Raw genomic sequence first — 14,825 nt, 5'->3', positions numbered from 1 at the left:
GGCCCTCCGAAGTGATCTTTAGCGTTACGGCTCGAAGGTCCTTCCAGCGCCAACGGGGTGCGCCGTGGTGCTGTGACATGCCGCGCCGGCCGTTCCGGACGCGGACGGCACGCGCGGGTCGACACCGCCTGCGCATGGCATTTTTTCTGATCCGAATTAACCGGCGGCCGAGGCTCTCCCGCCGGACGCCGGCCCTCTGGTACCCCCGTCCTCCACACGAAGAGGTATGTCCACATGAGATGGCGCGCCAAAGCCGTGATCGCCGCGTGCGGTCTGCTGCTGACGGGCCTGGCCAGCCCCGCGCAAGCGAAGCCAAGCCAACCGATCGACCTCGACATCATGTTCATCGGCGCACACCCGGACGACGAGGCCGGACAGCTCGGCATGTTCGGCTACTGGAACGAGACTCACGACATGAAGGCGGGCGTCATCACGATGACCCGCGGTGAGGGCGGCGGCAACGCGGTCGGTCTCGAGGAAGGTCCGGCGCTCGGCATCCTGCGTGAGGCCGAGGAGCGGCGCGCCGTCGGCTGGGCCGGCGTCAAGAACGTGTACAACCTCGACGCGCTGGACTTCTACTACACCGCGAGCGCGCCCCTGTCCGAGCAGATCTGGGGCTACCAGAACTCCCTGTCCCGCATCGTGCGGACCATCCGGACCACCAGGCCCGAGGTCATCGTCACGATGAACCCGTCGGCGACGCAGGGTAACCACGGCAACCACCAAGAGGCCGCGATGCTCGCCGTCGAGGCGTTCTATGCCGCGGCCGACCCCAACGCCTTCCCGGAGCAGATCAAGAAGGAAGGGCTCCGGCCGTTCCGGGTGGCCCGGCTCTTCCAGGCCGGCGGCAGCGGGAGCAGCCAGAACGGGCCGGCCTGCGAAACCACGTTCACCCCGGCCCAGCCGACCAACGTCATCTTCGGGACCTGGCAGGGCTACGAGTCGGCCACTCACGACGGCACGCGGTGGAACCAGGTCAACGTGTGGGCGCGCCGCGAGTACGCGTCCCAGGGCTGGGCCGACACCGCGGACGCGCAGACCAACCCCGCGAGCATCGGCTGCAACCGCATCACGATGATCGACAGCCGGAGCCCGTACCCCGACCCGAACGTCGGCGGCACCGCGGCGCTGCAGGGCACCAGCATCCGCGCCAAGGGCGGCCTCCCGCTCGGTACCGAGGTGCACGTCCGTCCGGAGAGCTGGGAGGTGCTGGCCGGGCAGCCGTTCGTGGTCAAGACCCACGTGCGGGCCACGCAGGCCATCCCGGGCGCGCGGGTGACGCTCGACGTCCCGTCGGGCTGGACCGTCAAGGGTGACGGCAACATCGGCACCGTCACCAAGAACGGCGAGTCCATCGCCCGGTTCACCGTGACGCCGTCGCAGAACCTGACCGCCGGCACGCGGTTCCGGCTGCGGGCGCTCATGACCACCAAGAAGGACGGCACCGGCAGCAACACCGCGCTGGTGCAGGCCACCGCACCGGTACGCGGCACGCTCGAGCCGCTACCCGAGGTGGGCGACTTCCGCGAGTGGACCGAGCGCAACCAGGTCCAGTCGCTCGACGCGCTGATCGACTCCATGCTGAGCATCCCCAGCGGGGGTACCCGGCCGGTCCGCGTCGACCTCACCAACCACAGCACCACCGTGCAGTCCGGCGCCGTGAAGCTCACGGTCCCCGCCGGCTTCACCGTGGCGGAGGCGCAGCAGACATACAGCGGCCTGCAGCCCGGCGCCCGCGGCTCGGTCACATTCACCGTGACGAACAGCGACGCGTCGCTCCCGACCGCCAACCGCGCGCCGAACGACGGCCGCTACCCGGTACAGATCGAGACCAGCTACAACGGGGGCAGCGCGGTCGAGCCTGGCATCCTCAACATCGTGCCGGTCACGAGCGTCCCCAGGGCCGCGGCCGCACCGACGGTCGACGGCACCGCGAGCCCCGGCGAGTACACCGGTGAGGTCATCGACATCTCCACCCGCTGGGAGGGCACCGCGGCGCCGGCGACCGACATCTCCGGCACCGCGCAGCTGACCTACACCGACGACGCCGTCTACGCGCTGTTCACCATCACGGACGACGTGCTCGGCACGGTACTCCCGCCGGAGGACTGCAAGCGACCGCGGCGCAACGACAACATCGAGTTCGGCATCGACCCGCGCGGCGGCTCGCCGAACACGTCGACGGTGTTCAACGTGGCGCTCTTCCCGGCCACGAAGGACCCGGCCAACGGCAACCCGCCCTGCTACGCCCGGGAGCGGGACAACCACCAGGGTCCCGGCCCGCAGACCGCGCCCGGCATGAGCGTCGCGTCGGTCGTCACCAGCAACCCCTACACGGGGTACCGGATCGAGGTGAAGGTCCCGTTCAGTGTCCTGCCCGACGGCGTGGACGCGGAGAAGATGGGCATGAACATCCTGGTCAACGACTCCGACACGCAGGACCTGGCAGCGCAGACCCGCGTCGGCTGGTCCACCTGGAGCGGCGTGCGCGCCGACCCGTGGCGGTGGGGCGTGGCCAAACTGGCCGGGTACAGCACACAGCCATCCGCGCCCAAGGAGCCGATCATCCCGGACACCGCGGCGCTGAGCGTGAACTCGCCGCAGACCATCCTCCAGTCCAGTGAGGACGGTGTAGCGCCGGGAGGCTGGACTGCCCTCACCGCCAACACGATCCGCATCGAGGATGTCGCGAAACGGCGCGACGGCGTCGGAGTGGATCTCAAGGCACGCCAGTCCGGTACCGCCCGGGTATTCATCTGGGACGGCAGCAGGATCCTGGCGGAGTCGACGGTGCCGTTCAAGCAGAGCGGCAAGCGGTACGTGTGGCTCCCGCTCAGCGAAGCGCTCCCGACCGGCAGCGTCGTGCTGGTCTCTTACAAGTCAGGTGACGCCACCACGGGCATCAGCCAGCCGCTGCGCTGACGACGCCTGGCGGCATGCGACGGAGGGGCCGGCCACGCCGGCCCCTCCCACCCCTATTGCCTCAGAAGCATCCTCAACCGCGACGTGGGCGACGGCGCCTCCAGACGCCCAGGACCATCCCGCCGCCGACCGCGACGCTGATCAGCGCCGCCCCGCCGGCGATCGCGATCGTCGTGCCGAGGATGCGCAGGAGCCGCCCGTTGTCCGGCATCTCTCCCACTGCCAGCAGCTCAGCGCCGCGCCCCGCGGGTGCCACGCAGGTGAGCTGCCCGGTCCCGGTCTGGTCGGCGACCAGCTCGTAGCGCGCCGCCCAGGTCTGCAGCCCGCTGAAGAACGTGAACGTCCGCGACTCGGTCACCTGGATCGGCGAGCCCGCGACCTCGCCCTCGCACACGTACTCCGCCGGGGCGGAGTCCGGGCTGGCGTACAGCATGACGGTCTCGCCGGCCCGCACGTCTATCCGCACGGTCTCGCCGCCGCGGAAGCGCTCGCCCAGGTCGGGAAAGCCGTCGAGCCACGAGCGCACGCCGATCACCAGCACGACGGTCGCGGCGATCAGGCCGAGTGCGGTGACGGTACCCGCGACCGCGTACCAGCCGCGGCCGGGAGGAGGCTTCGCCATGGCCGACATCATGCACGGGCCGCGCGGCGATCCGGTCGATAGGGTCGAACAGCCGAGCCAATGGATCAACGATCGTGGATACGCTGCGGGAAACAACGATCGGAGGGGTTTGATGCGCCGGATCGCGACCACCCTCATGCTCGCCGTCTCCCTCCTGCTGACCCTCGCACCAGCCGCCACGGCCACTGCCGCCGCTGACGCCGGCCTCACGGTCACCGCCCGCTGGGCCCTGCTCAGCGACGCCCCCGCGACGGCGGTCCTTGTCGGGCAGTACACCTGCGGCCCGTTCCCGGGCGGCGTCCCGGACCGCGGCGTCATCGACCTGAGCCTCAACCAGCAGGTCAACGGCGCGACCCGCCGCGGTATCGGCTACCTCACGCCGACCGTCTGCGACGGCACTCCACAGTGGTACGCGGCCGGCGTGTCCACCGTCGACGGCACCGCCTTCCGCCGCGCGAGCGCGACGTGGAGCGCCTCCGGCTACGTCGAGGGAGGCGGCGGCCTCCAGCACGGCTCCGTACCGCCGACCGCGATCCAGATCCGCTGAGGCCGGTGTCGCGGGGAACGATCGATGTACGACTCGTTCCGGCCCGGGCAGGTGTGGCACGACACCAAGGGTGAGCGCATCCAGGCGCACGGCGGCTCGCTGCTGTTCGTCGACGGCACCTACTACTGGTACGGCGAGAACAAGGAGCGCTCCACGCCGGGCAGCGGCATCTGGCACTGGGGTGTGCGCTGCTACTCCTCCACCGACCTCTACAACTGGGACGACCGCGGCCTGATCATCCCACCGGTGCCGCACGACCCCGACTCCCCGCTGCACCCGGCCCAGGGGATGGACCGGCCGCACATCGTCCACAATGCGCGTACCGGGAAATGGGTCTGCTGGTTGAAGGTCTGGGCCGACGACGGGTCGCACCTCAGCACGGTCCTGACCGCCGACTCGGTCCTGGGGCCGTACCAGATCGTGCGCACCGGCCTCGCACCGCTGGGCATGTACGCCGGGGACTTCGACCTTGCCGTGGACCCGGTCGACGGCAAGGGCTACTACTTCTTCGAGCGGGTCCGCAGCGAGCTGATCTGCGCCGACCTCACCGACGACCTCACCGACGTCACCGGCCGCTACTCCAGGCACTTTCCGCAGCCGCACCCGCCGCTCGTGCGGGAGGCGCCCGCGTACTTCCGCCGCCGCGACAGGCACTACCTGATCACCTCGGGCACGACCTGGTACTACCCCAACGCGTCCGAGGTGGCGGTGGCCGGGACGTACCACGGGCCGTACACCGTCCTGGGAGACCCGCACCCGACGGACCCGAGCGGCACCTCGTTTCGCTCGCAGGTCAGCTCGGTCTTCCGTCACCCGAGCGAGCCGGACCTCTACATCGCGCTCGCCGACCGGTGGCTGCCGCACCTGGCCGAGGAGCAGTCGAACCAGACCGAGGCCTTCCACCAGCTCTACGCCAGCGGCGGGGCTTCCTTCACTCCCCCGCCGGTCGACACCTCGGTCGCCGACTACGTCTGGCTCCCCATCCGCTTCGACGGCGACATGCCGCTCATCGAGTGGCACGACGAATGGCGCGTCGACGCCCGCTGAGGCGATGAATGGATCGATGCCGTTTCGATGAAGGCCACCCACGACGCTGTTCGGCAGTGGCACGAGGTCCGGACGGTCCGGACCACGAGCGTCGTGGAGGCAGGGATGAAAACTCTCGCTGGGCGGCTGCTGGTCAGCAGCGCCATCGTCACGGCCGGGATGCTGGGCGGCGGCGCCACCGCGGCCCAGGCCGTGCCGACCGGCTGCGTCCTGCAGATGGAAACGCCCGTGGATGGCGCCAACGTGTGGTGTTCGGGCGGCACGGGCGAGTCCCGCGTGGTGCTGGAGTGCATCACCATCAAGCCCGGCAGCGATCCGATCATCGCGACCCGCCCCGGTCCCTGGGTCAACATCCAGGCGACGTCATCGGCCACCTGTTCCGGCCCGCCCCGCCTCTACGACGCGTGGTACGAGGTGCGCTGACCCATGCGACCGTTCACCTGGATGGTGCGGACCGCGCTGGCCGGCACGCTCGTCGCGGGCACAGTCGCCGTGACGGGAGCGCCGGCCGCGGCGTTCTGCACCAGCAACCTGACCACGTGGAAAAACCCGACGACCAGCCGCGGGATGGGGCTCGACCCGAGCTTCCCGAGCGGCATGCGGTGGGGGCTGGAGCACGGCACCAGCCAGTGGAACCGCAGCGAGTCCGTCCTGCGCTACAACGCACCCTCCTATCAGGACGGGTGGCTGCTGTTCAAGTTCCGGGGCGAGCACGCGTACAGCTCGATCATGGGGACGGCGCCCGGGTACGCGCAGCGGTCGTTCATCAGCGGCACGACCCACGACCAAGGCGACCTGTGGCTGTCCGACCGGTACGAATGGATCAACGGCAACCAGAACGTCACCGGCGGCGTGGCCGACACGGCGACAGTCGTGGTCCACGAGATGGGGCACTTCACCGGCCTCGCCCATCCCAACCCAGGGCCGTGCACCGACGGTACCGACTACACCGCCGCTGAGCAGTTCGCCGTCATGACGACCGTCAACACGGGTACTCGACGGTTTCTGACCACCGACGACATCGCCGGCGTGCGCTCGCTTTACTGAGGAGGTTGGGATGAGAAGCAACTGGCCGGTGCTCTTGGTGGCCTCGACCGCGGTGGCGCTCGGTGCCACCGGATGTGCCGATCCGGCCCCCGCGGGCGACCGGGTGGTCCGGGCGCAGGCGTATGCCGTGGACAGCAGCCCGGACAGCGCGCTGGCCTTCTTCGACAACGCGTACGTCTTCGAGGGGACGGTCACCGCCGTACGGGCCGACCGCCGGGTGGCTGACTCGCTGTCCGGCGGCCGGACGATCGAGGCGGTCTACACGCCCGTGACCGTCGTCGTGGAGCGCAGCTATGTGGGTGACGCGGCGGCCGGCTCGAAGGTCACGGTGCGCTCGATGGGCGGAAAGGCCGGTGGCCTGCGGTACGTGATCGACGAGGCGCCGGCAAAGAGCACGTTCACCCCCGGCACGCGGCTGGTCATCTTCGGCGGAGTCCGATCCACTTTGGACCTGGAGCCGGAGCCCGCCATCACGCCGCATTTCGTGTACAAGGCCGCCGGTGACGTGTTCGTCGACGTGACGTACGCCGAGACGCCGGACCCGGCTCGGACCAGGATCCCCGCGGTCGACCTGCGTCACAAGCTCGAAGCGTTGAGCGCGAAAGCGGGCCCACGTGGATAGCCGAAGGTGCCGGGCCTGCTGCCAGGCCCGGCACCGACGAGCATTGCTTAACTGCAGGTGGCGCCGTTGAGGGTGAACCCGCTCGGCGCGGCGGTATTGCCGGTGTGTGTGCCTTGGAAGCCGATCGTGGTCGACCCGCCAGCCGGTATCGAGCCGTTGTAGCTGACGTTGGTGGCCGTCACCTGGCCGCTGTTCGGTGAGTACGAGGCGTTCCAGCCGCTGGTGATGGTCTGCCCGGAGGCCAGGTTGAACCTCAGCGACCAGCCGTTGATCGCGGACGAGCCGGTGTTCGTGATCGTGATGTTGTTGGTGAAGCCGGTGTTCCACGCGCTGACCGAGTTGGTCGCCCGGCAGGCGCCGCCCTGGTTCGGGGCGGGGTGGTGTTGTTCGGGGGCGGGGTGGTCACGTTCGGGGTCGTCGGCGGGTTGGGGCCGGGACCTTGGCTGACCGTGATGTTGGAGCTGCCGCTGCTCTGGTACCCCTCGGTGGCCATGATCTGGTAGTAGTGCGTACCGAGGTTCAGGCCGGCCTGGGACCACGCGTTGAAGTGGTTCGCGGTGGTGATGGTGCCGCTGGTCCGGTGCTGCTGCCGGACGCTCCAGTACTGGTAGAACGTAGCGGTGCCGTCGATCGACGGCTGGTTGACGCGCTGCGTGCGGTAGAGGTCGTAGGTGCTGCCATCAGTGGTGATGGACCCGAGCCGGGTGGCGCCCGAGCTGGGGTTGTAGCTGCCGAAGTCCTCGACGACGTAGTACTCGATGAGCGGGTTGCGCGTCCAGCCGTACAGCGCCAGGTAGCCGTTGCCGTTCGGGCTGAAGGTGCCCGAGTAGTTCACGGTGCGGCTCGAGCCGGGGTTCCAGCCCTTGCCGACGACCATGTTGTTCATGTTGCTCCACTGGACCCGGTAGTTCCCCTCGGGACCCAGCACCATCGTGACGTTGCCGTTGTCCTTCCAGTACGAGAAGAAGTAACCGTTGTGGGTACCCTCGACGTTCGAGGTGACGGTCCGGTCGGCCTCGGCGTGGGCGACGGTGGCCAGGGTCGCCGACGTCGCGGCGAGCACGACGGCACTGGCACCGGCGACGAGCAGTCTCGTGCGGGTGCGCCAGCGGCGCCTGGCGATGGTGGGGTTGTCATTCACGCGCGTGCATCCTTTTCGTGAGGCGGCCCGAGGGCCGCTGCAAGACACGACTCGCGATGAACTGCGCTGCCCGTGGCCCGGCGGCGGCAGACGTAGAGGTTCATCAATGTTCGCAGTATTGATCAACCCGACTGCACTTGTCAACAAGTTCCCGGAAGGATTGCGGAAGGTGCGGTTGTCGCCAACTCCTGGAGAACGCGGCACGCACTCGACAGGTCTCGATAAGTCAATGCGCCGTGACGCCATGCGACTGATCGATTATTCCGGCACGTCTCCGGAAGTTTCGGAGGGGTAGAGCGGGCATCTTGATTCCGCCGGTGCGTGCGCGGTCGCGGGGCTGACCGCGCACCTTCGTGCCCGCCGCCACGCCGGCCGGCAGGATGGCCAGCTGCGCGCTGGAGGTGGCCAAACAGTTCACGGGCGCGGACGCCGAGGCGGATGGGCTCGCCGTCGGCGGCGGGCCGGCAGCGGGCTGAAGACGGCCGCTGTCGGCCGCGCCCAGCCTCGACGCCGTGCGGCCGGTCGCGGGTGGCTGAGCGGCGCAGCGGCCCCCGTCCGGATCGCCGCGGTCATGGACGACCACCTGGCCGAGGGCGGTGTCAACAAGGAGTCTTGGGAAAGTCCCTCGTGGACCACGACTGGTAGGGTCCTGAGCTACCGCGAGGCAGGCGAAGCGCCGGGAGGGTGTGCCGATGGATGTCGACGACACGGACGCTCGGGGATGGGGCCTCGCTGACGCGATCGAGGCGCTGAAGGCGGATCTCGCGGCGGCCGCCGCCAGCGGGTCCGGCTTCCCGACGTTTCCGGTGACGTCGGCGACGATCGAGCTGAAGGTTGTCGCGACCCGCAGCAAGAGCGGCAAGGCGGGCTTCAAGGTGCCGTTCGTCAACGCGGAGCTGGGCGGCGAGGTGGGCCGGCAGGACGAGGCGGTCAGCACGATCATCCTAGAGTTGGGCGCTCCTGTGGACGCGCACGGAAATCAGGTGAGCGTCACAGACACGGCGGACCAGTTGAAGCGGTGAGGCGTTCCACAGGCAGCCTCCAATGCGGGTCGCAGAGCGTGTCCTCGGAATAGTCGCCGATCGCGGCAGCGGTCGCCCAGGTGGCCGTTATGCCTACGGTTCGGGCTTTCTTGTGGCGGGCCGGGCGGTGCTCACCTGCGCGCACGTAGTCGCCGGTGCCCGGACGGTGCTGCTGGACGACGCGGTGGGCAACCGGTACACCGGGCAGGTGCGGTGGCGCGGCGACCCGCGCGCTCCCGGTGCCGGCACCGCCCCGGACCTGGCGATCGTGGAGATCGACGACCCCGCGCTGGACGCGCCGCCCTTTCCGGTCGCGGAGATCGACCGCGGCGGCATGGGCGCGCTGGAGTCGGTGCGGGTGGTGGGCTGGCCGCGGTTCATGGACGGCCCGGTCGGGGCGCGCCGCAGCACCTACTCGGCGGTCGGGAGCATCGACGTCATGAGCCGGCTGCGGGACGGCCTGCTGCGCATCGACGTCGGCGGCAGCCCGCCGGCGACCACCGGGCCGGGTTCGCCGTGGCAGGGTTTCTCCGGGGCGCCGGTCCTGGTCGACGGTCACTTGGCGGCCGTCGTGACGACACACGGGTTGTCCGAGGGTCCGGGTGCGCTGATCGCCATTCCGCTGACCGCGCTGGACGGCGCGGCGGAGGCGGACCAGTGGTGGTCGGCCCTCGGGGTCACGCGGAGCGCCTCGTTGAGTGTCGTACGGCCTGGGCCCGCCGGCCCGCCGTGCGTCGTGCATCACCAGACGATCCTGCGGTCGCTCGAGGGGTACCGGTCCAGCCTGCTGTACGACGTGATGCCTTACGTCGAGCCACCGTCCACGACCGCGTGGCATCCACGCAACATCTGGCGGCGGCTGCGTGCCGGCGACGGGGCGAACTCCGTGCTGGTGAGCGGGCACGGTGGCGTCGGCAAGACCCGCACGCTGCTGGAGGTCGCCGGCTTGGCGGTCGAGGACGACTGGACCGTCCTGCACGTCCGCCCGGGAAACGCCGCCGCGGTGGTGGATCACGTGGCCGCGGTCGTGCGGTCCTCGTTTACGCCGGTGCTGCTGGTCGTCGACTACCTCAACCAGAGCATGGCCAAGGACCTGGACCTGGCGCAGTTGCTGGCACTGGTGCAGCAGAGCCGGCGGGGCGCAAGCCCGCGCCTTGCCGTCGTGGCCAGTGCGCGTACCGGCTGGCTGCTCACGGCGGCCCACGCGCGTGACGTGGTCGCCCTGGAACAGATCCGCCTGGAGCCCGAAGGCGAAGATCTGAAGGCCATCTGCGCGTCGCTCGCACAGGCGGCCGCCCCGCGCGCGGCGAAGACGCTGGGACCGGAGACGCTGCTGGCGTACACCGGCGCCATCCGCCCGATCCTGACCCTGCTGGTGGCCCGGCAGATCGAAGACCGGATCAAGCGCGACCTGCCGCCGCTGCCCCGCGCGAGCATGGACGCCAGCGATCTGCAGCAGTGGCTCGACATCCGGCTGGACGAGGACCAGCTCGTACCCCGGCTCGACACCCCGGACAGCCTCTGGGGTCCGCAGGTGAAGGTACACATCCAGGCGGCCGCGGCGGTCTTCCTCGCCACGCCGGCGGACGAGCCGGCGCTGCTGGAGGCCGCCACGCACCTGTTCGGCGACCGCGCCTCCGCGGCGAACCTGCTACGCCTGCTCACCGAGATGGGCTGGCTCACCAAGGTCGACGACGTCCTCGAATCCGTGCACGACGTCGTCACCGACTTCCTCGTCGCAGGCGTCATGTTCTGGAGCACCACGCACGCCCTGCGACCGGCGATCACGGCTCAGCTGCTGGACGCCGTCAGCGGGCGGCCGGGCTCCCTGGAGCACGCCCTCGTCGCGCTCAGCCGGCTTGTCGACGACCTCGACGAGCAGCAGCACGCGGCGGTGGTCGCCGAGACCGACCGGTGGTTCGCGCAGCGGCGCGAGCAGGTGGCGCAGCTGCTGCTGCAGGATCCGGGTGCGGGGGCGCGGACGGCGGCGGTGCTGCTGAGCAGCGGGATGCTCACCACCACCCGGCAGGAGTACTGGAAGCATCTGTTCAGCCCGCTGCTCGCCGCGCTCGGGCACCGGCACGAGGCGTACACCTTGCTTCTGGCGGCCGCCCGCAGCCTGCCCCCGCAACGCCGGGACACGGCCGCCGAACTGGCCGACTACGCCCTGGCGTGGCTGACCGGACGCCCTCTTGGCGGCGTCAGCCAGCTCATGCGCATCCTGGTCAGGCGCGACGACCTGCCGCCGGAGCAGGGCCGCGCCGCCGTCCAGCTCGGACTCAACTGGCTGCAGTTCCACGCCCGCGACGCGCAGTCCGACTTTCTGCTCAGCGCGATCCTGTGGTGCGACGTCGTGGACCACGACGGGGACCCCGACCTTGAGCGGCTGGTCGACTTCGCCCTGGAGTGGCTGGCCGAAAACGGCACCCAGCTGGGGGCGTCCTACCTCCTGCAAGCGCTGAGCAAGGTCAAAAACCTGCCCGCCCACGCCATCGACCCCCTCGTCACGTTCGCCCGCGCCTGGCTGCGCCCGCACGGCCAGAGCGTCGACGCGAGCTATGTGCTGCCCGGGCTGCTCAGCGACTCGGGCGTACCGGAAGACCGCTCCTCCGGTCTGATCGGGTTCGCCCGGCGCTGGATCGCAAGCCACTCGACGATGCCGGAAGCCAACTACGTACTGGCGCACCTGCTGGGACGGCGCGACCTCACCCACGCGACGCTCACCGAGACGCTCGGGCACGTCCGGGAGTGGCTCGAGGAAAACTCGGACAGCGCGACCGCCGACTACCTCATCCGCAGGGCGCTGGCTCAGCCCGCGATGTCCGCGGACATGGTCGCGGTCGTCCGTGCCGCGGCGCAGGACTGGCTGAGCCGGTACGGGACGACGGAGACGGCAAACTACCTGTTGCAGGCGCTGGTGCAGGACAGCGGGCTGCCCGAGGAGCTGCGCACGGCCACCCACGGCACGGCCGAAGCCTGGCTCGGTGTCCACGGCGAGCACCTCGGCGCGAACTTCCTGCTGCAGGTACTCCTGAAGGCCAAAGACCTGCCCGAGAGCCTGCGCACCGCCACCTTCAGCACGGCACGGGCCTGGCTGCAGATCCACGGCGAGCACCTCGGGGCGAGCTTCCTGCTGCAAGTGCTCCTGAAGGCCAAAGACGCCCCTGAGGACCTGCGCACCACCACCTACGCCACGGTCGAGACCTGGCTGCAGACCCACGACAAGCACCCCGACGCGCGGTACCTCATCGAGGTGCTGCTGCAGACCGAAGGGCTGCCGGCGGACCTGCGCGCCACCGCCCTGACCGCGGCGCGGACGTCGCTGCGGACCCACGGCGCCGACGTCGGCTCGGCCTTCCTCCTCCAGATCCTGTTCCGCCTCGCCGACCTGCCCGACGACCTGCGCACCACCACACACACCACCGCCCTCACCACCTTGCGGACCCACGGCAAGCACCTCGGCACCAACTACCTGCTCCAGGTGCTCCTCCGGCAGGCCGACGACCTGCCCGAGGAGCTGCGCGCCACCACCTACAGCACCGCCCAAACCTGGCTGCAGACCCACGACAAGCACCCCGACGCGCGGTACCTCATCGAGATCCTGCTCCGGGCCGACGGACTGCCGGCGGAGCTACGCACGACCACGTTCACCGCGGCCCTGACCTCTCTGCGTGCCCATCCCGACGACCCCGGGACCAACTTCCTGCTGCAGGTACTCCTGAAGGCCAAAGATCCGCCCGAGGACCTGCGCACCGCCACCTACAGCACCGCACAGACGTGGCTGCGGCGCTACGGCGAGCACCCCGACGCGCGCTTTCTCATCGAGGTACTGCTGCGCGTCACCGGGTTGCCGGCGGACCTGCGCACCACCACGTACAGCGCGGCGGAGACCTCGCTGCGGATACACGGCAAACTGCCGGACTCGCGGTTTCTCATCCAGGCGCTGCTGCAGGCGCACGAGCTGCCGGCGGCGTTGCGCACCGCCGCCTTCACCACCGCGCAAACCTGGCTCCACGACCACGGCAAGCTGCCGGACACGCGCTACCTCATCGACGCCCTGCTGCAGATCGCCCGCCGGCCGTCCGCGCTTCGCCAGGCCGCCGTCAACGCGGTGATGTCCTGGCTGGACGCGTGGTGGCAGGAGGCGACCGCCGGCGCGGCCCTCCGAGCCGTTCTCCAGGACGGCCCGGACGAGGGCAGTTGGGACCTCACCGACGACCAGCGCCTGCGGCTGACGGAACGGGCGCTGCAGTGGCTCTCGCACTTCGAATCCACCACGGAGGCCCGCCAGGTCATCGTCCTGATGCTGCAGCCGCACGTCTCGGACGCCCGGACGCGACGCCGCGTGCTTCGGGCCGCGGTGGGCTGGCTCGACGAGTACGCCGGAACGCCGCGCGCGTCCGAGATCATCTCCGACGTGCTGGGCAGCCAGGACCTGCCGGATGACCTGCTACCCCGGGCGTTCAAAGCGGCGGAGCTCTGGCTGAGCCGGGAGAAGCTGCACGCTTACGGTGCACGGTTCGTCCTCCAGGCCCTCTTCCACCGGCAGTCCGCGCAGCCCGACCTCGTCCGCGACGTCCTGGCCGGGCACCTGCGGGTCATCGAGCAGCGGATCAGCGCGCCGAAGAGCCGGTTCACCCTGGGAGTGATCGTCGGCGAGCCGGCACTGGACCCCGACATCCGGCAGACGGTCATGCGCCTGGCCCGCACGTGGCTGGCAACGTTCGCCGAGGTCACCAACGCCCATCTGGTTATCGCGTCCGTCGCGCGGCGCGACGACCTGACCGGCGACGAGGTGCGGTGGCTGGAGGACGCCACGCGCGCCTGGCTCGGCAGCAACGCGGACGGGCCAGCGGCCGCACCGCTGGCTCAGACGCTGCTCGAAAGCGGCGTCCCATTCACCGCCGAGCTGAAGGGGACACTGTGGACGATCCGCGCCGACTCGGACCCCACGGACCCCACGCCGGCGTGATCTGACCGTCGGCCATCCGACAAGAACGGGCGCGTCGCCGCCGCAGCCGATGCACTGACAACGTGCACGGAACCGAGGAGGCCCGCGACATGGCAGCAGGCACACCGGAGCGGCGGCGGACCGGCTTCCGGCGGTGGTGGCGCTCCCTGAAGGCGGGCGGCCAGGTCGCGGCGCTCGGTGTGGCGGCGACCCTGATCGTCGGCGTCTTCGGCGCCCTGCCGACGTACCTGGTGCTCGCCGCCGACAAGCCTGGGCCACAGACTTCGACGACTCCACAGGGCACACCCACGACTCCCCGGCCTCGCCGCAGACGACGGCACCGGCCACCGAGCCGCCGGTGAGCCAGTCCCCGACCCCGTCACCGACTGCGTCACCATCGGCGACGCCCACGCCCACCCTGGCCAAGCCGAGCACGCCGGCGCCCCCGCCGCCGGTGGCGTTCAGCTTCACCAGCGCGGGGACGGTGCCCAACTGCTCGGACGTGCACGGCACGGGCGACTCGCCGCCGAGAGGTCGCACCGCGGTGCTCTTCGTCCGCGTCCCCGGCCACACGCGTTACTACTACGAGCAGCCGCTGCGCTTCGACGCCGCCCGCCAGACGTGGCGCGCCAACCGCGTCGTGGTCGGCGACCAGACGAGCGCGGGCCAGCGGTTCGAGCTGCACGCGTACGCCGTCAGCGACTCGTACGCCGCCGAACTGTCCACACACGACGGAGAGCCCTACTGGGTGCCATCGGTACCGGGCGAACGGCTCGGCTGGACCACAGTGAAACGCGACGACAACGCCGGCAGCTGCTAGCGACCGCCTGTCCCGCCCCGGCTCGCTGGGCTACCGCTGGCTGCTGGCTTACACGCTGGACCACATCGAGGCCGGCCAGCTCCC

General features: G+C 70.3%; 12 protein-coding genes and 1 pseudogene. 11 read left to right on the top strand and 2 right to left on the bottom strand.

Going from position 1 to position 14,825, the window contains the following annotated elements; translation table 11 throughout:
- The first annotated feature begins 234 nt into the window (after positions 1-234).
- Positions 235-2,922 carry a sugar-binding protein gene (locus Phou_RS26695; RefSeq protein ID WP_173060399.1) on the top strand — a complete coding sequence of 896 codons (2,688 nt, stop codon included), beginning with the start codon at positions 235-237 and terminating at the stop codon, positions 2,920-2,922.
- Between the two features lie 73 nt (positions 2,923-2,995).
- On the opposite strand, the gene Phou_RS26690 is transcribed toward Phou_RS26695, so the two are convergent.
- Entirely contained in the window at positions 2,996-3,544 is a 549-nt protein-coding gene (locus tag Phou_RS26690) for a hypothetical protein (RefSeq protein ID WP_173060397.1), read from the bottom strand.
- Positions 3,545-3,656: 112 nt separating this feature from the next.
- Here Phou_RS26690 and Phou_RS26685 point away from each other — a divergent pair, with 112 nt between their 5' ends.
- From Phou_RS26685 to Phou_RS26665, 5 genes are all read left to right on the top strand, one after another.
- Positions 3,657-4,091, top strand: a complete 435-nt coding sequence (locus Phou_RS26685) for a hypothetical protein (protein ID WP_173060394.1) — start codon at positions 3,657-3,659, stop codon at positions 4,089-4,091.
- A gap of 24 nt (positions 4,092-4,115) precedes the next feature.
- The gene (locus tag Phou_RS26680) at positions 4,116-5,138 is read left to right on the top strand and encodes a family 43 glycosylhydrolase (protein ID WP_173060391.1); all 1,023 of its coding nucleotides are present in this window, start codon (positions 4,116-4,118) and stop codon (positions 5,136-5,138) included.
- A gap of 105 nt (positions 5,139-5,243) precedes the next feature.
- Positions 5,244-5,561, top strand: coding sequence for a hypothetical protein (locus tag Phou_RS26675; protein WP_173060388.1), 318 nt, complete (start codon positions 5,244-5,246; stop codon positions 5,559-5,561).
- Between the two features lie 3 nt (positions 5,562-5,564).
- The gene (locus Phou_RS26670; RefSeq protein WP_173060385.1) at positions 5,565-6,185 is read left to right on the top strand and encodes a matrixin family metalloprotease; all 621 of its coding nucleotides are present in this window, start codon (positions 5,565-5,567) and stop codon (positions 6,183-6,185) included.
- A 10-nt stretch (positions 6,186-6,195) separates the two neighbouring features.
- Entirely contained in the window at positions 6,196-6,807 is a 612-nt protein-coding gene (locus tag Phou_RS26665) for a hypothetical protein (protein WP_173060381.1), read from the top strand.
- A 47-nt stretch (positions 6,808-6,854) separates the two neighbouring features.
- On the opposite strand, the pseudogene Phou_RS26655 reads toward Phou_RS26665, so the two are convergent.
- Positions 6,855-7,948 (bottom strand): annotated as a pseudogene (locus Phou_RS26655) (glycoside hydrolase family 11 protein).
- 353 nt (positions 7,949-8,301) lie between these two features.
- Between Phou_RS26655 and Phou_RS54545 the strand changes: the two are divergent.
- The 5 genes from Phou_RS54545 to Phou_RS26635 all read left to right on the top strand — a co-directional run bounded on the left by Phou_RS54545 (position 8,302) and on the right by Phou_RS26635 (position 14,741).
- Positions 8,302-8,424, top strand: coding sequence for a hypothetical protein (locus tag Phou_RS54545; RefSeq protein WP_281365086.1), 123 nt, complete (start codon positions 8,302-8,304; stop codon positions 8,422-8,424).
- A gap of 216 nt (positions 8,425-8,640) precedes the next feature.
- Positions 8,641-8,970 (top strand): trypco2 family protein, encoded by a 330-nt coding sequence (locus tag Phou_RS26650; RefSeq protein ID WP_173060375.1) that lies wholly within the window; start codon positions 8,641-8,643, stop codon positions 8,968-8,970.
- Between the two features lie 22 nt (positions 8,971-8,992).
- Positions 8,993-13,942, top strand: coding sequence for a S1 family peptidase (locus tag Phou_RS50670; protein WP_281365085.1), 4,950 nt, complete (start codon positions 8,993-8,995; stop codon positions 13,940-13,942).
- A gap of 62 nt (positions 13,943-14,004) precedes the next feature.
- Positions 14,005-14,283 (top strand): hypothetical protein, encoded by a 279-nt coding sequence (locus Phou_RS26640; protein ID WP_173060372.1) that lies wholly within the window; start codon positions 14,005-14,007, stop codon positions 14,281-14,283.
- Complete coding sequence (locus tag Phou_RS26635) at positions 14,280-14,741, top strand: hypothetical protein (protein WP_173060369.1); 462 nt, start codon at positions 14,280-14,282, stop codon at positions 14,739-14,741. Before Phou_RS26640 ends, Phou_RS26635 begins: the two co-directional genes overlap by 4 nt.
- Positions 14,742-14,825: the final 84 nt, after the last annotated feature.

The organism is Phytohabitans houttuyneae (assembly GCF_011764425.1).
Classification (GTDB): Bacteria; Actinomycetota; Actinomycetes; order Mycobacteriales; family Micromonosporaceae; genus Phytohabitans; species Phytohabitans houttuyneae.
This window is presented reverse-complemented; position numbering and strand designations above follow the sequence as displayed.

Bases quoted from the DNA above. Each gene is read 5' to 3' on its own strand.
- Phou_RS26695 (WP_173060399.1), top strand. From the start codon at position 235: ATGAGATGGCGCGCCAAAGCCGTGATCGCCGCGTGCGGTCTGCTGCTG.
- Phou_RS26690 (WP_173060397.1), bottom strand. From the start codon at position 3,544: ATGGCGAAGCCTCCTCCCGGCCGCGGCTGGTACGCGGTCGCGGGTACC.
- Phou_RS26685 (WP_173060394.1), top strand. From the start codon at position 3,657: ATGCGCCGGATCGCGACCACCCTCATGCTCGCCGTCTCCCTCCTGCTG.
- Phou_RS26680 (WP_173060391.1), top strand. From the start codon at position 4,116: ATGTACGACTCGTTCCGGCCCGGGCAGGTGTGGCACGACACCAAGGGT.
- Phou_RS26675 (WP_173060388.1), top strand. From the start codon at position 5,244: ATGAAAACTCTCGCTGGGCGGCTGCTGGTCAGCAGCGCCATCGTCACG.
- Phou_RS26670 (WP_173060385.1), top strand. From the start codon at position 5,565: ATGCGACCGTTCACCTGGATGGTGCGGACCGCGCTGGCCGGCACGCTC.
- Phou_RS26665 (WP_173060381.1), top strand. From the start codon at position 6,196: ATGAGAAGCAACTGGCCGGTGCTCTTGGTGGCCTCGACCGCGGTGGCG.
- Phou_RS26650 (WP_173060375.1), top strand. From the start codon at position 8,641: ATGGATGTCGACGACACGGACGCTCGGGGATGGGGCCTCGCTGACGCG.
- Phou_RS50670 (WP_281365085.1), top strand. From the start codon at position 8,993: ATGCGGGTCGCAGAGCGTGTCCTCGGAATAGTCGCCGATCGCGGCAGC.